Genomic DNA, 22,281 nt, shown 5'->3' on the forward strand with positions numbered 1-22,281 from the left:
AATGATGTTCGGACGTTTCACCGAGCGGGCACAAAAAGTCTTGGCCCTGGCGCATGAAGAGGCGAGTCGCCTCGGGCATTCGGGAATTGGGACCGAACATATCCTCCTGGGTCTCGTCCGGGAAGGGGACGGAATCGCAGCAAAAGCCCTGATGAGTTTAGGGCTGAGCAGCGAGAAGATTCAGCGGGAAGTGGAGAAGATCATCGGTCGGGGCCCGGGGCAAGGAGCGGCCATGACCTATACTCCCCGGGCGAAGAAAGTGATTGAGCTCTCTATCGATGAGGCTCGGAAGCTGGGCCATAACTATGTGGGGACCGAGCATATTCTGCTGGGCTTGATTCGCGAGGGCGAGGGGGTGGCCGCCCGGGTGCTCAACAACCTCGGGGTGAGCCTTCCCAAAGCCCGGCAGCAAGTCATTCAGTTGCTCGGCGGGGATTCCGCGGAAACGAATCAGGAGAATCAGCAGTCTGCCAATACGCCGACCTTGGACAGCCTCGCCCGGGATTTGACCCAGATGGCGAGGGACGGCAAACTCGACCCGGTGATTGGGCGCAATAAGGAGATCGAGCGGGTCATTCAGGTACTGTCCCGGCGCACGAAGAACAATCCGGTGCTCATCGGCGAGCCGGGAGTCGGCAAAACGGCCATCGCCGAAGGTCTGGCCCAACGCATTGTCGCCAACGAGATTCCCGAGATACTCCGCAACAAGCGGGTTATGGTTCTGGACATGGGAACGGTGGTGGCCGGGACGAAGTACCGGGGGGAATTTGAAGATCGCCTGAAAAAGATCATGGATGAGATTCGCCAAGCTGGAAACGTGATCCTGTTTATTGATGAGCTGCACACCCTCATCGGCGCCGGTGGGGCGGAAGGGGCCATTGATGCGTCCAATATCTTGAAACCAGCTTTGGCCCGAGGCGAATTGCAATGTATCGGCGCCACGACACTGGATGAGTACCGAAAACACATTGAGAAAGATGCGGCCTTGGAACGGCGGTTCCAACCGATCATGGTGGATCAACCGACGCCGGAGGAAGCTATCCAGATTCTTCACGGTCTGCGAGATCGGTATGAAGCCCATCATCGGGTGAAGATCAGTGACGAGGCCCTCGAAGCAGCGGTGCGCCTGTCCGATCGTTATATCAGCGATCGTTACCTTCCGGACAAGGCCATCGATCTGATCGACGAAGCGGCCTCCAGGGTGCGGCTCCGGACCCATACGGCACCGCCGAATCTCAAAGAGCTCGAGGAGCAGCTGGAAGAGGTGCGCAAGGAGAAAGAAGCCGCGGTGCAGAGCCAGGAATTCGAAAAGGCGGCTGCCTTGCGGGATAGGGAGCAACGGCTGCGGGAAGAACTCGAGAAACGGAAGCAAGAATGGCAACAAAAGCAAGCCTCCAAGGATTCAGTGGTCACTGAGGAGGATATCGCGGAGATCGTGTCCAGTTGGACCGGTATTCCCGTGAAGAAATTGGCCGAAGAGGAGTCCGAGCGGCTGTTGCACATGGAAGAGATCCTGCACAAGCGGGTGATCGGCCAGGATGAAGCGGTGGAAGCCGTGTCCCGGGCGATTCGCCGGGCGAGGGCAGGGTTGAAAGATCCGAAACGGCCCATTGGTTCTTTTATCTTCCTTGGCCCCACCGGGGTCGGGAAAACGGAGCTGGCCCGGGCCCTGGCAGAAGCGATGTTTGGCGATGAGAATGCCGTCGTCCGCATCGACATGTCCGAGTATATGGAGCGCCACACGACTTCGCGGTTGATTGGGGCGCCTCCCGGTTACGTGGGATATGAAGAGGGTGGGCAACTCACCGAAAAGATCCGGCGCAAACCCTACTCGGTGGTTTTGTTGGATGAGATCGAAAAGGCACACCCCGAGGTGTTTAACATCCTGTTGCAGGTTTTGGACGATGGGCGTCTGACTGATGGCAAAGGGCGGACCGTGGATTTCCGAAACACGGTGATCATCATGACTTCCAACGTCGGGGCCCAGAGCATCCGGCGGGGTGGCCCCCTCGGATTCGCTGCCCGCTCGGAGGAAGAAGACGCCTATAAGGATATGAAAAATAAAGTGATGGAGGAATTGAAACGCCAGTTCCGGCCGGAGTTCCTCAATCGAATCGACGAAGTTATCGTCTTTCACGCCCTGACCCAGCAAGACATCATGCGCATTGTCGACCTCATGGTGGATGATCTGCGGAAGCGGTTGCGAGACCACGATATCGATTTTGAACTCACGGACGACGCCAAGGCATTCCTGGCAAAGGAAGGGTTCGATCCCACCTATGGGGCGCGGCCGCTCAAGCGGGCGATTCAGCGGCACATCGAAGATCGACTTTCGGAAGCGCTGCTGAACGGAACCATCGTGAAGGGCGACCGGGTCCGGATCGACTTCCAAGATGGCGCTTTGACCGTACGAAAACTTGAACCGTCGTCTGCGCCCACAGTCTGATGTCCGGCCGGGGGATCCCCGGTTGGGCCGGTCCCCGGTTCCGCCGCCGGACTGCGGGTCCAAAGGCCGTCCCTGGAGGGGTTTCCCCCCTCGGGGGACGGCCTGTTTTTTCTCCTTGCTTTACATTGGGATAAAAACTGGCGATCAAATAAAAATGGGTATATATTAGAAAATGGATTTTTATGCATATAGAGAAAGGACGATATCCCGTGGCCAAGGTCAAAACCCGTTATGTCTGTCACGGGTGCGGATACCAAACGGTCAAGTTTTTTGGACGGTGCCCGGGATGTGGCGAGTGGGGCACTTTAGTGGAAGAAGCCATCGAGGAACCGACCCCGAGGGGGAGGGGCTGGCTCCGCCCAGCCCACCGTTCGGATCCGGTACCCATTACCGAGGTCCCGGCGGCATGTGAAGAACGCTGGCCCACCGGGTTCGGGGAGTTGGACCGGGTGCTGGGAGGGGGTCTCGTTCCGGGATCCCTCGTCCTCATCGGTGGGGATCCGGGAATCGGAAAATCGACCCTTCTTTTGCAAGCATCGGCAAAAATCGCTCAGGCCAGAGGGCCGGTGCTCTACGTCTCCGGCGAGGAGTCGAGCCGACAAATCCATCTGCGTGCCAGGCGGCTGAAGGCGATGGAACCTTCCCTTCTGGTGTTGCCCGAAACGGACCTCAGCGCCGTGGAACGGGCGGTGGAGCGTATCGATCCCAGGTGTTTGGTCATTGACTCCATCCAGACGGTCCACGATCCCGATGTCTCTTCCGCTCCGGGGAGTGTAGCCCAGGTCCGGGAATGCACCGGGCGTTTGCTGCGCTTGGCGAAGGAACGGGAATTGGCTACGTTGATCGTCGGCCACGTGACCAAGGAAGGGGCGATTGCCGGACCTCGGTTACTCGAACACATGGTGGACGCCGTGGTGTATTTTGAAGGGGCGCGCCATCATACCTATCGGATTTTGCGGGCGGTCAAGAATCGATTTGGCTCCACAAACGAGATTGGGATTTTCGAAATGCGGGATGGCGGCCTGCGGGAGGTACATAATCCCTCAGAACTGTTTCTCCCGGATCGGCAAATCGCCTCGACGGGGTCTGCGGTGGTGGCTGGGCTGGAGGGCACGCGTCCGATCCTCGTGGAGATCCAGGCTCTGGTGGCAGACTCAGGCTATGCAGTGCCCCGCCGGACGGCGTCTGGGATCGATGTTCAACGGGTGGCGCTCATGCTGGCGGTGTTGGAGAAGCGATGCGGTCTGTATCTCAGAAACCAAGACACGTACGTCAACGTCGCTGGCGGGGTGCGTCTGGATGAACCCGCCGTGGACCTGGGATTGGCAGTTAGTTTAGCTTCCAGCTTTCGCGACCGACCGGTGTCGCCCCGAGATGTGTATATTGGTGAAGTTGGCCTGACCGGAGAGATCCGTACCGTATCCCGTATGGAACAGCGATTGGGAGAAGCGGTCAAACTCGGTTTTCAGCGCTGTATCGTTCCCGCCGGGAACGCCCGGGAACTGCACGGGCCACCGGGCATGGAGATCATCGCGGTGGAGACGGTGGAGGCGGCTTTTAAGGCCGCGTTTGAGGGGTGAAAGGATGCGGGATGACCTCACTGTCAAGCAAGAGAATTTATTGATTAAGATGTTGCGGTTTATCGCGCCCGGAACGCCGCTGCGGGAAGGGTTGGAGAACGTTCTGCGGGCGAAGACTGGCGCACTGATTGTCGTCGGCAATACGCCGGAGGTCCTGCAGCTGGTGGACGGAGGCTTTCAAATTAATTCCGAGTTCACCCCTGCGAGTTTGTACGAACTGGCGAAGATGGACGGGGCCATCATTCTCAGTGAAGATGGAAAGCGTATCCTGTACGCCAATGCCCAGCTGAACCCTGACCCGTCGATTCCTTCTTCGGAAACGGGCACGAGGCATCGCACGGCGGAAAGGGTCGCCAAACAAACCGGGCAGCTTGTGGTCAGCATTTCTCAGCGCCGGGGTGTCATTACCTTGTACCAAGCCAATCTGCGCTATGCTTTGAAAGACCTGGGAGTGATTCTGACCAAGGCGAATCAGGCGATCCAGACATTGGAGAAATATAAAACGGTTTTGGATCAAGCCCTCACGAATCTGAGCGCCTTAGAATTCGAAGAGCTCGTGACGTTGCAAGAAGTGGCCCAGGTCATCCAGCGAATTGAAATGGTGTTGCGCATCAAGGCAGAAATCCGCCGTTATATCGTCGAGTTGGGGACGGAGGGGCGGCTGATCTCCATGCAACTGGAGGAGTTGGTCTCCCGGGTGGATGAGGAAGCGTACCTTCTTGTAAAGGACTATTGCCGTGAAGGGGTGGACGTCACTCCTCACCACATTCTGACCAATCTGCACGAACTGAGTGCCGAAGAATTGTTGGATCCCGGTGCCATCGTCCGGGTACTCGGGTATCCGGGTGGCGTGAATGTGGCGGAAGAGACGGTCTATCCCCGAGGCTATCGGGTACTGAATAAGATTCCTCGGCTGCCCCAGCCGGTTGTGGAAAACTTAGTAAAGCAGTTTCACGGTCTGTCTGGTGTTATGGGGGCGACGATTGAGCAATTAGACGATGTCGAGGGAATCGGGGAGGTGCGGGCTCGGGCCATCCGGGAGGGGCTGAAACGGGTCCGGGAGCTGGTGCTGATCGATCGACATATGTGACGATGCCGGCCGGAGTACGGCCGGAAATTTTTTCGTCGCGTGCCGGGGTCGGACATTGACGAATTGTGTCGGCGCGTGATATTATGTAAATTTAAAAATTGACACAAAGAGTCAGATGTGATATGCTGGAGGCGTATCCCGTTGAATTCTAAACCCAGAGGTGCATGCACTTGTTTAATGTTGGGGACCGCGTGGTCTATCCGATGCACGGAGCGGGTGTGATCGAGTCGATTGAAGAACGCGAAGTGTTGGGGAAGACGGGACGGTACTACATTATGCGGATGCCGGTGGGAGACATCAAGGTGATGGTCCCCATTGAACAAACCGGGGCTGTGGGGTTGCGGGAGGTCGTCGACGCCGAAGGTGTTCACAAGATCCTCGAGATTTTGTTCGATGAGGGGATCCAGGAGACGGCTGCCTGGAATCGCCGCTACCGAGACAATATGGACAAGATCAAAAGTGGCGATGCGTTTGCCATCGCCGATGTCGTCAGGCAGTTGGCTTGGCTGGACCGCCACAAAGGCCTGTCCACGGGGGAGAAGCGGATGTATGAGATGGCCCGGCAGATCCTGCTGAGTGAATTGAGGCTGGCGGCTCCAAAGGAAGATGCGGATCGACTGGAGGAACTCACGGCTCGGCTGGGTGGGAACCGGAGAACCGGATGCTGAAAGGTCGGCGACAAAACCAGAGGGCGAAGGTTGGTGTGCCGCGGCACTGTCTATAATGGATACGTAGGAGGTGACTTCATGATCAAGCGCATCGTCCAACTGTTTTTTATCGTCATCGGCCTTGTGCTCGGGTATGCGTTGATCCCAGTGCTCTTTGAAACAGTGGGAATCAGCCGACCTCCTTTCGACAACCCATACTTTGGAGCGGTTCTTGGGGGCAGCATATTTGCGATCGTAACGGGGTGGCTCGTGGGGTACATGATGAGCTTGATCCGCTGGGTGGAGGACCGATTTCAGAGGATGCCGTTGCCCGACATGATTGCCGGCATCGTGGGATTGATCGTCGGTTTGATCGTGGCCTATCTTTTAACGCCGACAATGGTCCGGATCCCGATCGTCGGATCGGTGGTTCAGATATTCATGAGCGTTTTGTTTGGATACTTGGGATTTCGGGTGAGCTACGCCAAACGCGAAGAGCTGAAATCTTTTCTGCCGGGAAAGATCGGCAGTAAGGAGAAGAAAACTGGGGCCCGCCCGGGAGAGCATAAGATTCTCGACACCAGTGTGATCATTGACGGACGGATCGCGGATATCGTGGGCACGGGATTTTTGGATGGGGTTCTGGTGATTCCGTCTTTCGTCCTGGAGGAACTCCAGCATATTGCCGACTCCTCGGATGTGTTGAAGCGCAACCGCGGGCGCCGAGGGTTAGACATTCTGAACCGGATTCAGAAAGAAGCCACCGTCAAAGTTCAGATTGTCGAAACCGATTTTGAGGACGTTCAGGAAGTGGACAGTAAACTCGTCCGCCTGGCGAAAAAGATGCAGGGTAAGGTTGTGACGAACGATTTTAACCTGAATAAGGTCTGTGAATTGCAGGGCGTTCCGGTGTTGAACATCAACGATTTGGCCAACGCCGTCAAACCTGTCGTTCTGCCTGGCGAGGAGATTGTCGTCCAGGTGATCAAGGATGGCAAGGAGCACGGTCAGGGAGTTGGGTATCTGGACGACGGCACGATGATTGTCGTCGAAGGAGGCCGGGACTACATCGGAACCCATGTGGACGTGCTGGTGACCAGTGTTCTCCAGACGTCTGCGGGTCGCATGATTTTCGCGAAACCGAAGTTGTTGGAAAAGGCACTTTGAGCCCGGAGGCGCAGTTTGTTGAGGCAAGCGTCGGGCCGAACAAGATCTGCAGATCAGACAAAGCGGGGGAAAACCCCGCTTTGCGTCGTCATATGCCTTTCTCCAAAAGAGCTTCAGCCAGTGTGAGGTCCTCAGGGGTCGTGATTTTGAAGTTAAAAGGGGAACCCGTTACAATGTGGACGGGGATGCCAAGCTGTTCGACCAGGGATGCGTCGTCCGTTGCCGACCAATGTTCGGCCCGGGCTCGCTCGTGGGCCAGCCGGAGGAGATCACTGGAAAAAGCTTGCGGGGTTTGGGATAGCCACAGTTTTTCCCTGGGAAGGGTTCGCTCGGCCCGTCCGTTTTCCACCCACTTCACGGTGTCTTTGACCGGGGCCGCAAGGATGGCGGCAGGATGATCGTGAAGCGCGGCGAGAAGCCTCCGGACGTCGTCCTGTTGGACCAAGGGACGAGCTCCGTCGTGAACGAGGAGATGGGAACTGTCTCCGGCTGCGAGGATGCCCTGGTAGACGGACTCCTGGCGTTCCGGGCCCCCGGCGGTGATCCGCGTTGGCACCGGGATATGGGCCCGTTCCATAAGATGGCTAGTGCGGACAATGTCCTCGGCGGCAGTAACCACGACGATGTCCCGGATGGCGGGAACGTGGGAGATGCGCTCGACGGCGTGGAGGAAAATCGGTTTCTGCCCTAGAAGCAAAAACTGTTTCTTTTCGGCGGCGCCCATGCGGCGGCCTCGGCCCGCCGCAACGATGATGGCGGTGACATTCATCGATTCGAAAACCTCATCTGATCAGTCATATCGTCATTATATCACGGGGAGAGGAGAGCGTGGGCGGTGAGGATTGGCATCGGGGTGGATGTCCACCCATTTCAGAACGTGCCTGGCCATTTGCGGCTGGGTGGGATCGCGATTCCTTTCGAGAAAACCCTGGCGGGCCATTCAGATGCAGACGTGGTGTTGCACGCGGTCATCGATGCGGTCTTGGGGGCCCTTGCCGAGGGGGATATCGGAGGCCACTTCCCGGACAATGATCCGACCTATCGGGGGGCGGACAGCGGGGATCTCTGTCGTCGGGTATGGGGAATCGCCCAGGAGCGCGGCTACCGACTGGGGAACGTCGACGTCGTGATTCTCGCCGAGCGTCCCCGGATCGCTCCCCATGTCCCGGCGATGCGGGGGAGATTGGCGGAGTTGCTCCAGGCGGACATTAGCCAGGTTAGCATTAAGGCGACGACCACCGAAAAAATGGGATTTATTGGCCGGGAGGAAGGACTGGGCGCGCAAGCGGTGGTTCTGTTGCTCCCAAGGTGATATAATGCTGACAGATTGTCGGGGAATCAGGCCCGGCGAGGAGGGACCCATTGGCGTGCGCATTCGGGTGCGGTACGCGCCCAGTCCCACCGGCCATCTGCACATCGGTGGGGCGAGGACGGCGTTGTTCAATTGGTTGTTCGCCCGCCAAAGCGGTGGGCAGATGGTGTTGCGCATCGAAGATACCGACCGTTCCCGGGAGCTTGCCGGGGCGGAGGGAAAGATGGTCGATGCGCTGCGCTGGTTGGGGTTGGACTGGGATGAAGGGCCGGATATCGGCGGAAAGTTTGGCCCGTACCGGTCCATGGAGAGGCTGGATTTGTACCGTTCGCTGGTCAATCGCCTTCTCGAAGACGGACGGGCGTATCCGTGTTACTGTACGCCCGAAGAGTTGGAGGCGGAACGGGAGGAGATGCGACGCCGCGGGGTGATGCCGCGGTACTCGGGGCGATGCCGCCACCTGACGGCTGCCGAGAGACGGCGCTTTGCTGCGGAAGGCCGACCGTTCACCGTGAGGTTTCGAGTTCCCGAAGGGCAAACGGTCTCTTTTGACGATCTAGTACATGGCACCGTAAGCTTCGAAACCAATGGCATCGGCGACTTTGTCATCGTGAAATCTGACGGGATTCCGACCTATAATTTCGCCGTTGCGGTGGATGACCACTTGATGCAGATCTCCCATGTGATTCGAGGGGAGGAACACCTCTCCAACACGGCAATCCAGCTTCTGGTGTATGATGCCCTTGGGTTTGCGCCTCCCCGGTTTGCCCATGTTCCCTTGATTCTGAATGAATCGGGAAAGAAGTTGAGCAAGCGGGACGAATCCGTGGTTCAGTTTGTCGAGCAGTACCGGGATCTGGGATATGTTCCGGAGGCGGTGGTGAACTACCTGGCTCTTCTTGGCTGGTCTCCGGTTGGTGAGCGGGAGTTCTTGTCCTTGGAAGAGCTGGTTCAGGAGTTTTCTCTCGATCGGGTTGGCAAGAGCGGGGCGGTGTTTGATCCCGTGAAGATGCGTTGGCTCAATGCCCACTACATGCGCGGGCGGTCTGATGAGGAGCTCCTGAAGTTGTGTCTCCCGCATCTCGTTGCGGCGGGGCTTCTCGCGGACCCACCCAGCGCCGAAGACCTGGAGTGGGCGAGGCGGGCCGTGGAACTGTACCGAGACCAGTTAGAATACGCCGCACAGCTGCCGGAGTTGGCGGGCTGGCTGAAGTCTCTCCCCGATCCGGATCCAGAGGGAGAGCGGATTTTAGAAGATCCCTCGGCCCGGAGGGCGGCCGATGCTTTTTATCAAGAGGTATCGGCCCTGAGCGAATGGACTCCAGACGGGATTCATGCGGCGTTCAAGCGGGTCCAGAAAACCACCGGTTTACGCGGGCGCCAGTTATTCATGCCGATTCGGGTGGCGGTGACCGGCCGAACCCACGGGCCGGAGCTACCGAAGGTGCTGGACCTGTTGGGGCGTGAGGTCGTGTTGGGGCGGCTACGGGAGTATGCGGACCGTTCCCGGACGGTGCCCCGGGAGAATTGATTGCTAATCCCTGGATCCGCAGGGACAAAACCGAAGATGGCAAACCCGTCGGGCGGGAGGAGTACCGTAGGGAACCGCCACAGAGAGGGCCGCACCCTACTAAGCCGGGGGCTGAGAGTGGCCTGCGGGACTCCCTGTGGGAATGCGCCCGCCCCTGTGGGGCGAGAGGAACGGCGGCGTCTGGCCGCCCAGTAATGCTCGCCGGATAGCCTCTCCGTGATCGGAGGCCCGAGAGGAAAGAAGGACCCCTTCTTTCAAACAGAGTGGAACCGCGGGAACACCGTCTCTGATGAGATGGTGTTTTTTGCTATACACCGCACCTTGTCAGGATTCCGGAGACATGGACACCGACCGGCTGGGAGCCGGAGGAGTGAGAGGAGGCGTGAAGAGTGTTTCGAAGGTTGCGCGAAGATATCCAGTGCATCATGGACCGGGATCCTGCGGCGCGCAGCGTGGTGGAGGTGTTGTTGACCTATTCGGGCCTTCACGCGCTTTGGTTTTATCGCGTTGCCCACTGGTTGTACTTGCGCCGGAGATTCACGTTGGCGCGGATGGTTTCCCAGTTTGCGAGATTTCTCACGGGAATCGAGATTCATCCCGGTGCAAAAATCGGACGGGGGGTGTTCATCGATCACGGCAGTGGGGTGGTGATTGGGGAAACTGCAGAGATCGGGGATAATGTTACTATCTATCAGGGTGTGACTTTGGGCGGGACCGGGAAAGAAAAGGGCAAGCGCCATCCGACAGTCGGCAACAATGTCCTCATCTCCACTGGGGCGAAAATTCTGGGCGCCATCACCATCGGAGACAACAGTAAAATCGGGGCGGGCTCGGTGGTTCTGAAGGACGTGCCGCCGAATTCCACCGTTGTGGGGATCCCGGGGCGGGTGGTCATCCTGGACGGACGTCGGGTGAACGACATGGACCACGCCAATCTGCCGGATCCGGTGGCCGACTTATTGCGCTCGATGCAGCAACAGATTAACGAATTGCGGCGTGAGATCATGGAACTCAAGGGGGAAGTCGTGGATGCCGATCCGCGTGTTCAATACATTAACAAAACGAAAGGAAGTGTTTGAACCCCAGGAACCCGGTGTGGTCAAAATGTACTGCTGCGGTCCGACGGTGTACGATCATTTTCACATCGGCAACGCCAGGGCTTTTGTGGTTTTCGATTTGGTTCGGCGATATCTCAGGTATCGGGGCTATCGCGTGACGTATGTACAGAATTTCACAGACGTTGATGACAAGATCATCCGGAGGGCGGCGGAAGAACACATGGCCGTCCAAGACCTGGCTGAAAAATACATCCAGGCATATTTTGAAGACGCCGCCGCTTTAGGCATTGAGCCGGCCGATGTGCAACCCCGGGTGACGCTGCATATGGCCGAAATCATCGATATGATCCAGTCTTTGCTAGACAAAGGATTTGCCTATCGAATCCACGAGGATGTGTACTTCGACACGAACCAGGATCCGGATTATGGAAAATTGTCCGGCCAAGACCCCGCGGCTTTGATGGCCGGGGCCCGGGTGGAGGTTGACGAGCGGAAACGCCATCCTTTGGATTTTGCGCTGTGGAAAGGGAGCAAGCCCGGGGAGGTGGCCTGGGACAGCCCCTGGGGGAAGGGACGTCCGGGCTGGCATATCGAGTGTTCGGCCATGAGCCGGACGTATCTCGGAGATACCTTGGACATTCACGCGGGCGGCCAGGACTTGATTTTTCCCCACCACGAAAACGAGATTGCGCAGTCGGAATGCGTCACCGGGCGTCCTTTCGCACGCTATTGGATGCACAATGGATATCTTCAATGGAACCAGGTCAAGATGTCCAAATCCCTTGGCAACGTGGTGACCGTCCGGGAGCTCCGCAAGCGGGTGCGGCCTGAGGCGATCCGATTGTACCTGTTGTCGGCCCATTATCGTCATCCGTTAAATTTCTCCTTGGAGTTGTTGGAGCAAGCCGACCGGGGTCTCGAGCGGATCGAATCATCGCTTCGGGATTTGGGAGATTGGTTGGGGCCGGACTCGTCTTTAACGGGGGTGGGCACTGAAGGATCGGGGCACGTACCTGGGCTTGAGGTCGATGAGGTGCGGAGAATTCACGAAAAATGGACGGAGGCCATGGACGACGATTTTAATACGGCTGAAGCGTTGGGAGCGCTGTATGAAGGTGTGGGACTGGCAAACCGGGCGATTCGCGAGCAGGATGTCACCCGGGCGAAGGCCTGGCAGGGTTGGCTTTCCTATCACGCCCGATTCATGGGTTTGATCGCCGATGGGCAGAAAGAATCAGAAACAGAACGTGAGAAGATCGAAGCTCTGATTGCCCAGCGGGCTGAAGCGCGCAAAAAACGGGATTGGGCCGCTGCCGATCGCATCCGAGACCAGTTGTCGGAGATGGGCATTGTATTGGAAGACACCCCCTATGGGGTGCGGTGGCGACGGAGGGGATCGTGACATGAAGGGGCGAGAGAAAGGGGCGGCCCGCAATGCGGGCGGGTTCCGTCGGCAGGTGCAGGGTGAATCCCAAAGTCGGAGAGTGGTCGGAAGGCAGCCTGTTTTGGAGTTGCTTCGGGCGGGGCGGCCGGTGAATCGGCTGTTTATTGCCGAGGGGGCGGAAGGTGGAAGTATGGCGGAGATCACAGCCAGGGCCAAGGAAGCGGGGATCGTGATTACCCGGGTGCCCAGGAACCGGTTGGACGAATGGGCGAGCGGTATGAACCACCAAGGCGTGATGGCGGACGTGGCTCCCTTCGCATATGCTGACCTGGACGAGTGTTTGCGTGCTGCGGAGTTGCACCGACGGCCCGGTCTGTTTGTGCTCCTGGACGGGATCGAAGATCCGCACAACCTCGGTTCAATCCTTCGTACCGCGGAGGCCTGCGCGGTGGACGGGGTGGTGGTTCCGAAGCGGCGGGCCGCCGCAGTGAACGAGACGGTGGTAAAGGCTTCCGCAGGTGCGGCGGAGTTCGTTCCGGTGATCCGGGTGGGCAATCTCGGCCAAACCATTTTGACGTTAAAAAGGTCGGGGTATCGGGTAATAGGGGCCGATACCGAGGGTGACTGCGACTTTACCGATGCGGATTATCGGGGTCCGACGGCCTTGGTCATCGGCGGAGAGGGGAAGGGGTTGGGTCGGCTGGTACGGGAACGGTGTGATGAAGTGGTGCATATTCCCATGGCGGGACGGGTTAATTCTTTGAATGCCGGGGTGGCGGCCGGGGTGGTCCTGTATGAGGCGATGCGGCAACGGTCCGCACCTTGATGGTGGGTGTGGACTATGGAAGAGGTCGTTATTGTCGATGGGTACAACGTCATCGGGGCGTCCCCGGAGCTGGCGGCTTTGAAGGCGGAAAGCATGGAGGAGGCCCGGGCGAGATTACTCCAGTGGTTGGGGGAGTATGGAGCGTACACCGGGAAGACGGTGATCGCCGTGTTCGACGGGCGATGCGCCCCGGAGCGCCGCGGACCGGACCGCGTGAATGGCATCGAGGTGTATTTTACGGATGACGATCAAACGGCGGATCAATGGATTGAGCGAGTGGTTCGGGAGAGGGTGGGAAACCGGAATGCGCGGATCTTTGTCGTGACATCGGATGAATTGGAACAATCCCTCTCTTTCGGATGGGGCGGGTTGCGCATTTCCTCCAGGGAATTCCTCGACGAATTGTTTAAAGTACGCGCAGACATCTCCCATCGGGTGCGGACCCAGGAATCGGGGAGGGCGCCCATGAGAGAGCGCGTTCGGGACGACATTGCGAAAATATTCGAACGTTGGCGCAGATCCTAGCCTTTTCTTTCATTGACCGTACTAGACTCCCTCCGGTATAATAGAAGAACCTCAGCTTCAACCTTGGTCGGAGGGATGTGCATTGGCCCACCAATTCGAAGCGGTGTTGTCAAAAGGCCTTCAGTTCCAATCACTCTCCGATGAGGATTTAGTCGATCGAGTTCGGGACGGGGACGAAGAGGCCCTGGAGTACCTGATTCATCGCTACAAGAACTTTGTGCGTGCCAAGGCGCGCTCGTATTTTCTGATCGGTGCGGATCGGGAGGACATCGTGCAAGAGGGAATGATCGGCCTGTATAAGTCGATCCGGGATTTTCGCAACGATAAGCTGGTTTCATTCCGCGCCTTCGCCGAATTGTGTATCACACGTCAGATCATTACGGCCATCAAAACGGCCACCCGCCAGAAACACATTCCGCTTAACTCCTACATTTCGTTGGACAAGCCCATTTACGATGAGGAATCTGATCGAACGCTACTGGATGTGCTGTGTGGCACGCGAGTGGCAGACCCCGAAGAATTGATCATCAATCAAGAAGAATTTGACGACATTGAAGTAAAGATGGGGGAAATCCTCAGCGATCTGGAACAACAAGTGCTTATGCTGTACCTGGACGGACGGTCGTACCAGGAGATTGCGGTGGACCTCAAACGCCACGTGAAATCCATCGATAATGCCCTTCAGCGAGTCAAGCGCAAACTGGAGAGGTATCTCGAGGTGCGCAACGTGGGAAGCAGTGCTTCCTGATGCACCGGGGAATTCCGGTCGGAGCCGGGCGGAGCGGCTCGTGTGGCAGCACCGGGACCGGGCGTTCGGGGAAGGCGCCAGCAGGGTTGACACCAAAGTCTGGCTGTGATAGTGTAGTTGGGGTATCCGGCTGGATCATCGGGCCATTTCCTGGAGGTGTCACGGTTGCGCGTCAATATCATCCTTGCGTGTACGGAATGTAAACGTCGCAATTACGTATCGCGCAAGAACAAGAAGAACAATCCGGACCGGCTCGAGCGCAGGAAGTTCTGCCGCTGGTGCAATCAGCATACCCTGCACCGGGAGACTCGGTAGTCCGGCGGCGAGGGGAACTATGGGATTTGTAGAAGCGGTGCGCAATGGCTCGTCCCGGGTTGTGGGGTATTTTCGGGACGTGATCGGCGAACTCAAACGGGTGCGCTGGCCGAATCGGAAGGAACTGGTTAGCTATACCATTGTCGTGATCACCACGGTGATCGTCATTGCCGTTCTGATCTATCTTTTCGATCTTCTTTTCTCCTTGTTCCTCAACGCCATTGGCCTGGGGACGAGGTAGGACTACAACCGCAGGGGAGGGTGGGCGTTATACGCCCGGGATTCCGATGGAACAACTGGAAAAGCGGTGGTATGTCGTTCACACCTATTCCGGGTTCGAGAACAAAGTGAAAACGAACTTGGAAAAGCGCGTTCTGTCCATGAACATGGAGGATAAGATTTTTCGCGTTTTGGTGCCGACCGAGGAAGAGATCGAAACGAAGAACGGCAAGAAACGGGCGGTCATGAAGAAAGTGTTTCCCGGCTACGTACTCGTGGAGATGATCATGACGGACGACTCGTGGTATGTGGTGAGAAACACCCCCGGAGTCACCGGGTTTGTGGGTTCCACAGGAGCCGGCTCCAAACCGATTCCCCTTCACCCCGCCGAGGTTCGGGCGATCCTGAAACAGATGGGAATGGATGAACCGAAGGAACGGGTCGATCTTCACGTCCGGGATGCGGTGCGGGTAGTGGAGGGGCCTTTTGCTGACTTCGTCGGGAGCATCGAGGAGGTGTATCCTGAGAAGCAGAAGGTTCGGGTGCTTGTCTCCATGTTCGGACGGGACACGCCGTTGGAGTTGGAGTTTTCACAGGTGGAAAAGATTTAGTGGTGTGAGGACGCTTTGGCAAAGATCCTCCGTCGGGTGAAGGAGGTGAAAGTCGTTGGCGAAAAAGATCATCAAAGTGGTCAAACTGCAGATTCCAGCCGGAAAGGCGACACCCGCGCCGCCTGTGGGTCCTGCTCTTGGACAGGCGGGTGTGAATATCATGGGCTTTTGCAAAGAGTTCAATGCCCGCACAGCGGACCAAGCGGGAATGATTATTCCCGTGGTCATCAGCGTGTTTGAAGATCGGTCCTTCACGTTCGAAACCAAGACTCCGCCGGCATCCGATTTGTTGAAGAAGGCGGCCGGTGTCGAACGCGGGTCCGGAGAGCCGAATAAAAAGAAAGTGGCTGTTGTCAAGCGGGCCAAGGTGCGCGAGATTGCAGAGATGAAGATGCAGGATCTCAACGCGGCCACGGTGGAGGCCGCGATGCGCATGATCGAGGGCACGGCCCGAAGCATGGGCATTACCGTCGAAGATTGACGGGTTATCGTGGGAGGTTCGCGCCGAAGGGACCACGAAGGAGGTAGACACATGGCCCATACGGGAAAACGGTATGAGGAAGCGGTAAAGTCTGTCGACCGGGATCGCCTCTATGATCCCGAAGAGGCGCTGGCCTTGGTGAAACAACTGGCGAAAGCCAAGTTCGATGAAACAGTGGAGGTCGCGGTGCGCCTGGGCGTCGATCCGAAGAAAGCGGATCAGCAGGTTCGGGGCGCGGTGGTGTTACCCCACGGTACGGGGAAAACGGTTCGTGTGCTGGTGTTCGCCAAGGGTGAGAAAGCGAAAGAAGCCGAGGCCGCCGGTGCGGACATCGTCGGGGATGATGAACTGATTGCCCGTATCCAACAGGGATGGCTCGATTTTGATGTGGCGGTGGCGACTCCGGATATGATGGGGGCGGTGGGCCGTCTGGGCCGTATCCTCGGGCCGAAGGGGATGATGCCCAATCCGAAGACTGGTACGGTGACCTTCGACGTTGAACGGGCAGTCCAGGAGATCAAGGCTGGGAAGATTGAGTACCGCGTGGACAAGGCGGGGAATATTCATGCGCCGATTGGAAAGGTTTCCTTTGAGACGGCGCACCTCGTCGAGAATTTCCACGCGCTGATGGATGCCTTACAGAAGGCAAAGCCCTCGGCGGCCAAAGGGCAATACATCCGTAGCGTGGCCGTCAGTTCGACGATGGGCCCTGGGGTGAGGGTCAATCCGACCAAGGCGGTGGCCGTTGTATCCTGAGGCTAGATGAAAAACCACATACCGCTGCGCCGTAGACAGCAGGGGTGCAGAAGGCACTTAATCATCCTGCCGAGGCTGAATCATGTGGAACGGGCATCCGAAAGGAAGCCCCGGGAATGCCATGTGTCGCCTCCGTCTGCGGAGGCTTTTTTCATGCCTTGGCGGCGAGGCGGTGTGGGAAGCGAGGAGGTGCGGGCAGTGGCCGTACGGCCGGAGAAAGTCCAGGCGGTTGAGGAGATTACTGCGAAATTGCGGGATGCTCGGGCGGCGATCATCACCGATTATCGGGGGTTGAATGTCGCCGAGATGACAGAGCTGCGCAAGCGGTTGCGGGAAGCGGGCGTGGAGTTTAAAGTCGTGAAGAATACGTTGACCCGCCGAGCCACCGCAGCTGTTCAAGTTCAGGATTTGGATCAGCATTTGACGGGTCCTACGGCCATCGCCTTCGGTTTCGACGATGTGGTCGTGCCTGCGAAGATCCTCAGCGAGTTTGCCAAAGATCACAAGGCTTTGGAGATCAAGGGCGGACTTATCGAGGGGAAAGCGGTGGATGCCGCTGGGGTGGATGCCTTGGCAAAACTGCCTCCCCGGGAGGGTCTGTTGTCGATGCTGCTGAGCGTCATGCAGGCGCCGATGCGCAATTTGGCCTATGCTGTGAAGCAGATCGCTGAGCAGAAAGAAACGGGTGGAGCTGCGGCTTCCGAGGCCTGATAACCAGGAATTCAGGAGGGGGATTGGAATGACGAAAGAGGACATTATCGCGGCGATCAAGGGCATGTCTGTGCTCGAGCTGAATGATTTGGTCAAAGCGATCGAGGAGGAGTTCGGCGTGACCGCGGCGGCCCCGGTGGCTGTGATGGGCGGAGCGGCCGGGGGTGCGGCGGAGGCCGTGGAAGAGCAGACCGAATTCGATGTGATCCTCACCGCACCCGGGGGCTCGAAGATCAATGTGATCAAAGTGGTGCGGGAGATCACTGGACTGGGTCTCAAAGAGGCGAAAGAGCTTGTGGACAATGCGCCGAAGCCAGTGAAGGAGAAGGTTTCGAAGGAAGAGGCCGAGACCGTCAAGAAGAAACTGGAAGATGCAGGCGCGTCCGTCGAGATCAAGTAACAAAGGGTTTCGAGCATATCCTGCCCGGGTCAGCACTCTTCGGGCAGGATTTTGCTTTTAGAATGGTTGGCGAGGGGATGGGCGTGGGGGATCAGTATTTTGTCTCGCAGCCTGGGGCGCCTTCCGAGCGCCGGGCTGTGGCCCTGCGAGTGCGGGGCTTGGATGTGATGCTGATGACTGATACGGGGGTATTTTCCCGTCATCGAGTGGATTATGGAACCCGGCTACTCATTGAATCGATGGACGTGCCCGAGCGTGGCCAGGTTCTGGATTTGGGCTGCGGCTACGGACCCATTGGGATTGCCGCGGCCTTGCTTCAACCCGGGGTCCAAGTCACCATGGTGGACATCAACGAACGGGCGGTGGAGTTGGCCAAGGAAAACGCCCGGCGACTCCGGCTCGGGCGGGTTGAGGTGTACGTCAGTGACGGATTCGCGGGCCTCGGGGATCGGCGGTTTGACCGCGTGTATTGCAATCCTCCTATCCGGGCCGGCAAAGAGCAGGTGTACCGACTGTTGTCGGAAGCCGCCGGACACCTGGCTGACAAAGGCCAGGTGTGGGTGGTCGTCCAGAAGAAGCAAGGGGCGGATAGCTTGAAGCGGGAACTGGCTCGGCATTTTCGGGAGGTTTCGGACGTGGCCCGCAGCGGCGGGTTTCACGTGTATCGGTGTATGGAACCCGTGAATCTGCCCCAATCGCCCGAATCGAGCTCTTGACCCCGTTGTTGGTCTGTGATATCTTTATACAATGCGGACTAAGATGTACTGTGTTGTTTGCGCATATTTGCGTCAGGAATTGGAAATCCCTATAGCATAATGGCAGCAGTGTGGCGGGACGACAGATGGGCTGACTCACCTGTGAATACGACCCATTTTTTGTTTATGGGGCAATCTGAGGTCGACAAGGGGCAGCCATCCACGACAAGGTGTGAGGGGTGACAGCATTGCGCGGGCAGCTCGTCGACTATGGTCGTCGCAAACGGTGGTCCTTCGCGCGGATTCATGAGGTTCTCCCATTGCCGAATCTCATTGAGATTCAACAGAATTCTTACCGATGGTTCCTCGAAGAAGGACTCCGGGAGATGTTTCAAGACATTTCACCGATCACCGATTTCACGGGGAACTTGGTGTTGGAGTTTGTAGACTACACCCTGGGAGAACCAAAGTATTCGGTCGAAGAGTCCAAGGAACGAGATGTAACCTATGCGGCGCCCCTGCGCGTCAAAGTTCGGCTGATCAATCGGGAGACCGGCGAGGTCAAAGAACAAGAAGTGTTCATGGGGGATTTTCCTCTCATGACCGAGACCGGAACGTTCATCATCAATGGTGCTGAACGGGTGATTGTCAGCCAGCTGGTGCGTTCGCCCAGCGTGTATTTTAACGCCAAGGCGGATAAGAATGGAAAACGCACCTATGGGGCTACGGTCATTCCCAATCGAGGCGCTTGGTTGGAGCTCGAGACTGACACGAAGGACGTGATCTACGCTCGAATCGATCGCACGAGGAAGATCCCGGTGACAGTGCTCCTGAGAGCGCTGGGTTTCTCCACTGATGCCGACATTCTACATCTTTTCGGAGAAGATGAGTACTTGCGCAACACCCTGGAAAAGGATAACACCGACAGCGTGGAGAAGGCGCTGCTGGAGATTTACGACCGGCTCCGGCCTGGCGAGCCGCCGACTTTGGAGAATGCCCGGGCGCTGTTGACGTCCCGGTTTTTCGATCCGAAACGGTACGACTTGGCGAATGTCGGCCGATACAAGATCAATAAAAAGCTTCATCTGAAGAATCGCCTGTTAAATCAGCGTCTGGCCGAGGACCTGGTGGACCCCCGAACCGGGGAAGTTGTGGCTGAAGCGGGGCGGGTTCTGGACCGGCGCTTGCTGGACAAAGTGGTTCCGGCCCTGGAGGCCGGCATGAATATGAAGGAGTATCGCAAATCCTCCGGGGTGGTGGAGGACGATGTGATTCGCCTTCAAGAGGTACGGATATTCAGCCCGCTTGTAGAAGGCCAGGTCATCAAGGTCATTGGCAATGGCATGGTGGATAAGTCGGTGAAATACATCGTGCCGGCCGATATCATTGCATCGGTCAACTATTTTCTCAACCTTCTTCACGGGGTGGGAGATATTGACGATATCGACCACTTGGGGAATCGTCGTCTTCGGTCGGTGGGGGAACTGCTGCAAAACCAGTTCCGGATCGGCCTGTCCCGTATGGAGCGAGTGGTCCGGGAGCGTATGTCCATCCAGGATGCCAACGCCATCACGCCCCAAGCGCTCATCAACATCCGGCCGGTGATTGCTGCCATCAAGGAGTTTTTCGGTTCCAGCCAGTTATCCCAATTTATGGACCAAACCAATCCACTGGCGGAATTGACACATAAACGCCGTTTATCAGCTTTGGGGCCTGGGGGCTTGACCCGAGAACGGGCGGGGTTTGAAGTACGGGACGTTCACCATTCTCACTATGGGCGGATGTGTCCGATTGAAACGCCCGAAGGGCCGAACATTGGCTTGATCAATTCCCTCTCCTCCTACGCCCGGATTAACGAATACGGGTTTATCGAAACGCCGTACCGCCGGGTGGACCCGGAAACGGGTGTGGTAACCGATGAGATCCATTACCTGACGGCGGACGAGGAGGACAATTATGTGATTGCCCAGGCCAATGCGGAACTGGACGAAGATGGAAGGTTCGCCCAAGAACAGGTCATCGCCCGATACAAAGAAGAGATCGGCATGTTTCCCCGCTCCAGAATCGATTACATGGACGTGTCTCCTAAACAGGTGGTTTCCGTGGCCACGGCGTTGATCCCATTCTTGGAAAATGATGACGCCAACCGCGCCTTGATGGGATCGAACATGCAGCGACAGGCAGTGCCCTTGCTTGTCACCGAATCTCCTTTTGTAGGTACGGGAATGGAGTATAAGGCGGCCAAGGATTCCGGGGTATGCACCGTTGCGAAACGGGCCGGTGTGGTGGAGCGGGTGACCGCCGATGAGATTTGGATCCGGGTGCAGGAGGAAGTCGATGGCCAAGTCGTGTCCGGAGACCTGGACAAATATAAACTGCTGAAGTTTCGGCGTTCCAATCAGGGGACCTGTATCAATCAGCGTCCGATTGTCCGCAAAGGCGAGAAGGTGCAAGCCGGCGACATCATCGCCGACGGCCCGGCGACTGACCAAGGAGAGCTCGCCCTTGGCAGGAACGTGCTGGTGGCCTTTATGACCTGGGAGGGGTACAACTACGAGGATGCCATCCTCCTCAGCGAGAAGTTGGTCAAGGAGGATGTCTACACGTCGATTCATATCGAGGAATACGAGGCTGAAGCCCGGGACACCAAGCTGGGACCCGAGGAGATCACCCGGGATATTCCGAATGTCGGGGAAGATGCCCTGCGGCACCTGGATGATCGGGGGATCATCCGGGTTGGGGCGGAGATCTACGCCGGGGATATCCTGGTCGGCAAAGTCACGCCGAAGGGTATGACGGAACTGACCGCCGAAGAGCGGTTGCTTCACGCCATTTTCGGGGAGAAGGCCCGGGAAGTCCGGGACACTTCCCTTCGGGTTCCCCACGGCGGGGCCGGGATTGTCGTAGACGTGAAGGTGTTCACCCGGGAAAACGGGGATGAACTGCCCCCGGGGGTCAACCAGTTGGTCCGGGTGTACATCGCTCAAAAGCGAAAGATTTCCGAAGGGGACAAGATGGCGGGACGTCATGGCAATAAAGGCGTGATCGCCCGAATCCTCCCGGAGGAAGACATGCCCTTTTTGCCGGACGGGACGCCGGTAGAAATCGTCTTGAATCCCCTCGGGGTGCCTTCCCGCATGAACATCGGACAGGTACTGGAAACCCATTTGGGCATGGTCGCAAAAGCCACGGGGCTGCGCATGGCCACCCCGGTGTTCGATGGCGCCACAGAGCACGACATTTTTGATGCGTTAGAAGAGGCCGGCCTCGACCGGGATGGGAAGACTGTCCTATATGATGGCCGCACCGGGGAGCCCTTCGACAACCGGGTGACAGTCGGGTACGTCTACATGTTGAAACTTCACCACCTGGTGGATGACAAGATCCACGCCCGATCCACGGGCCCGTACTCCTTGGTCACCCAACAGCCTCTGGGGGGCAAGGCGCAGTTTGGCGGCCAGCGATTCGGAGAGATGGAGGTCTGGGCTCTGGAGGCCTATGGAGCGGCCTATACGCTGCAGGAGATTCTCACAGTGAAGTCGGACGACGTCGTGGGGCGCGTCAAGACGTACGAGGCGATCGTCAAAGGCGAGAACGTGCCGGAGCCCGGGGTTCCGGAGTCGTTTAAAGTGTTGATCAAGGAACTGCAAAGCCTTGCGATGGACGTCAAAATCCTCTCCGAAGACGAACAGGAGATCATCATGCGGGAGTCTGACGATGACGAAGAAGATAAACTTCACCTGAATCTCGAAGCCCGCGAAATCGGTGAGGATTGAGGG

22 protein-coding genes and 1 other annotated feature are annotated in these 22,281 nt (G+C 57.7%); of the genes, 21 read left to right on the forward strand and 1 reads right to left on the reverse strand.

Annotation, left to right across the window (positions count from 1 at the left end):
* Position 1: 1 nt before the first annotated feature.
* The 5 genes from CVV65_RS00640 (at position 2) to CVV65_RS00660 (ending at position 6,930) form a co-directional block, all read left to right on the forward strand.
* On the forward strand, positions 2-2,446 hold the full coding sequence (locus CVV65_RS00640) for an ATP-dependent Clp protease ATP-binding subunit (RefSeq protein ID WP_100666525.1): 2,445 nt from the start codon (positions 2-4) through the stop codon (positions 2,444-2,446).
* A 209-nt stretch (positions 2,447-2,655) separates the two neighbouring features.
* A complete protein-coding gene (gene radA, locus CVV65_RS00645) occupies positions 2,656-4,026 on the forward strand; it encodes a DNA repair protein RadA (protein WP_100666526.1) in 1,371 nt (456 codons plus the stop codon).
* Between the two features lie 4 nt (positions 4,027-4,030).
* Positions 4,031-5,116: a DNA integrity scanning diadenylate cyclase DisA gene (gene disA, locus CVV65_RS00650; RefSeq protein WP_100666527.1), complete on the forward strand. Its 1,086-nt coding sequence runs from the start codon at positions 4,031-4,033 to the stop codon at positions 5,114-5,116.
* A 164-nt stretch (positions 5,117-5,280) separates the two neighbouring features.
* Positions 5,281-5,784 carry a CarD family transcriptional regulator gene (locus CVV65_RS00655; RefSeq protein WP_232059535.1) on the forward strand — a complete coding sequence of 168 codons (504 nt, stop codon included), beginning with the start codon at positions 5,281-5,283 and terminating at the stop codon, positions 5,782-5,784.
* Positions 5,785-5,862: 78 nt separating this feature from the next.
* The gene (locus CVV65_RS00660) at positions 5,863-6,930 is read left to right on the forward strand and encodes a PIN/TRAM domain-containing protein (protein WP_100666529.1); all 1,068 of its coding nucleotides are present in this window, start codon (positions 5,863-5,865) and stop codon (positions 6,928-6,930) included.
* An 88-nt stretch (positions 6,931-7,018) separates the two neighbouring features.
* Here CVV65_RS00660 and ispD read toward each other — a convergent pair whose 3' ends face one another.
* Entirely contained in the window at positions 7,019-7,699 is a 681-nt protein-coding gene (gene ispD / locus CVV65_RS00665) for a 2-C-methyl-D-erythritol 4-phosphate cytidylyltransferase (RefSeq protein WP_100666530.1), read from the reverse strand.
* 66 nt (positions 7,700-7,765) lie between these two features.
* On the opposite strand from ispD, the gene ispF reads away from it, so the two are divergent.
* From ispF to rpoB, 16 genes are all read left to right on the forward strand, one after another.
* A complete protein-coding gene (gene ispF / locus CVV65_RS00670) occupies positions 7,766-8,242 on the forward strand; it encodes a 2-C-methyl-D-erythritol 2,4-cyclodiphosphate synthase (RefSeq protein WP_100666531.1) in 477 nt (158 codons plus the stop codon).
* Positions 8,243-8,291: 49 nt separating this feature from the next.
* Positions 8,292-9,773, forward strand: a complete 1,482-nt coding sequence (gltX, locus tag CVV65_RS00675) for a glutamate--tRNA ligase (protein WP_133121346.1) — start codon at positions 8,292-8,294, stop codon at positions 9,771-9,773.
* Positions 9,774-10,162: 389 nt separating this feature from the next.
* Positions 10,163-10,852: a serine O-acetyltransferase gene (cysE, locus tag CVV65_RS00680; protein WP_100666532.1), complete on the forward strand. Its 690-nt coding sequence runs from the start codon at positions 10,163-10,165 to the stop codon at positions 10,850-10,852.
* Positions 10,803-12,233, forward strand: a complete 1,431-nt coding sequence (gene cysS, locus CVV65_RS00685) for a cysteine--tRNA ligase (protein WP_100666533.1) — start codon at positions 10,803-10,805, stop codon at positions 12,231-12,233. The genes cysE and cysS overlap by 50 nt, the downstream gene beginning before the upstream one ends.
* 1 nt (position 12,234) lies before the next feature.
* Positions 12,235-13,041 carry a 23S rRNA (guanosine(2251)-2'-O)-methyltransferase RlmB gene (gene rlmB, locus CVV65_RS00690; protein ID WP_100666534.1) on the forward strand — a complete coding sequence of 269 codons (807 nt, stop codon included), beginning with the start codon at positions 12,235-12,237 and terminating at the stop codon, positions 13,039-13,041.
* A gap of 15 nt (positions 13,042-13,056) precedes the next feature.
* A complete protein-coding gene (locus tag CVV65_RS00695; RefSeq protein ID WP_100666535.1) occupies positions 13,057-13,566 on the forward strand; it encodes an NYN domain-containing protein in 510 nt (169 codons plus the stop codon).
* Positions 13,567-13,648: 82 nt separating this feature from the next.
* Complete coding sequence (sigH, locus tag CVV65_RS00700; protein WP_013074206.1) at positions 13,649-14,314, forward strand: RNA polymerase sporulation sigma factor SigH; 666 nt, start codon at positions 13,649-13,651, stop codon at positions 14,312-14,314.
* 165 nt (positions 14,315-14,479) lie between these two features.
* Positions 14,480-14,629, forward strand: coding sequence for a 50S ribosomal protein L33 (rpmG, locus tag CVV65_RS00705; RefSeq protein WP_100666536.1), 150 nt, complete (start codon positions 14,480-14,482; stop codon positions 14,627-14,629).
* Between the two features lie 19 nt (positions 14,630-14,648).
* Complete coding sequence (gene secE / locus CVV65_RS00710) at positions 14,649-14,870, forward strand: preprotein translocase subunit SecE (RefSeq protein ID WP_100666537.1); 222 nt, start codon at positions 14,649-14,651, stop codon at positions 14,868-14,870.
* A gap of 55 nt (positions 14,871-14,925) precedes the next feature.
* On the forward strand, positions 14,926-15,459 hold the full coding sequence (nusG, locus tag CVV65_RS00715) for a transcription termination/antitermination protein NusG (protein ID WP_041304592.1): 534 nt from the start codon (positions 14,926-14,928) through the stop codon (positions 15,457-15,459).
* A 55-nt stretch (positions 15,460-15,514) separates the two neighbouring features.
* Entirely contained in the window at positions 15,515-15,940 is a 426-nt protein-coding gene (rplK, locus tag CVV65_RS00720; protein ID WP_100666538.1) for a 50S ribosomal protein L11, read from the forward strand.
* Positions 15,941-15,991: 51 nt separating this feature from the next.
* Complete coding sequence (gene rplA, locus CVV65_RS00725) at positions 15,992-16,696, forward strand: 50S ribosomal protein L1 (RefSeq protein ID WP_100666539.1); 705 nt, start codon at positions 15,992-15,994, stop codon at positions 16,694-16,696.
* Between the two features lie 11 nt (positions 16,697-16,707).
* Positions 16,708-16,857, forward strand: a sequence feature (ribosomal protein L10 leader region).
* Positions 16,850-17,407: a 50S ribosomal protein L10 gene (gene rplJ, locus CVV65_RS00730; RefSeq protein WP_013074213.1), complete on the forward strand. Its 558-nt coding sequence runs from the start codon at positions 16,850-16,852 to the stop codon at positions 17,405-17,407. Its footprint overlaps the feature before it by 8 nt.
* Positions 17,408-17,435: 28 nt before the next feature.
* On the forward strand, positions 17,436-17,807 hold the full coding sequence (rplL, locus tag CVV65_RS00735; protein WP_100666540.1) for a 50S ribosomal protein L7/L12: 372 nt from the start codon (positions 17,436-17,438) through the stop codon (positions 17,805-17,807).
* A gap of 83 nt (positions 17,808-17,890) precedes the next feature.
* Entirely contained in the window at positions 17,891-18,523 is a 633-nt protein-coding gene (locus CVV65_RS00740; RefSeq protein WP_198592072.1) for a class I SAM-dependent methyltransferase, read from the forward strand.
* A 227-nt stretch (positions 18,524-18,750) separates the two neighbouring features.
* The gene (gene rpoB, locus CVV65_RS00745) at positions 18,751-22,278 is read left to right on the forward strand and encodes a DNA-directed RNA polymerase subunit beta (protein WP_100666542.1); all 3,528 of its coding nucleotides are present in this window, start codon (positions 18,751-18,753) and stop codon (positions 22,276-22,278) included.
* Positions 22,279-22,281: the final 3 nt, after the last annotated feature.

It is taken from the genome of Kyrpidia spormannii, assembly GCF_002804065.1.
In the GTDB taxonomy this organism is placed as follows: Bacteria; Bacillota; Bacilli; order Kyrpidiales; family Kyrpidiaceae; genus Kyrpidia; species Kyrpidia spormannii.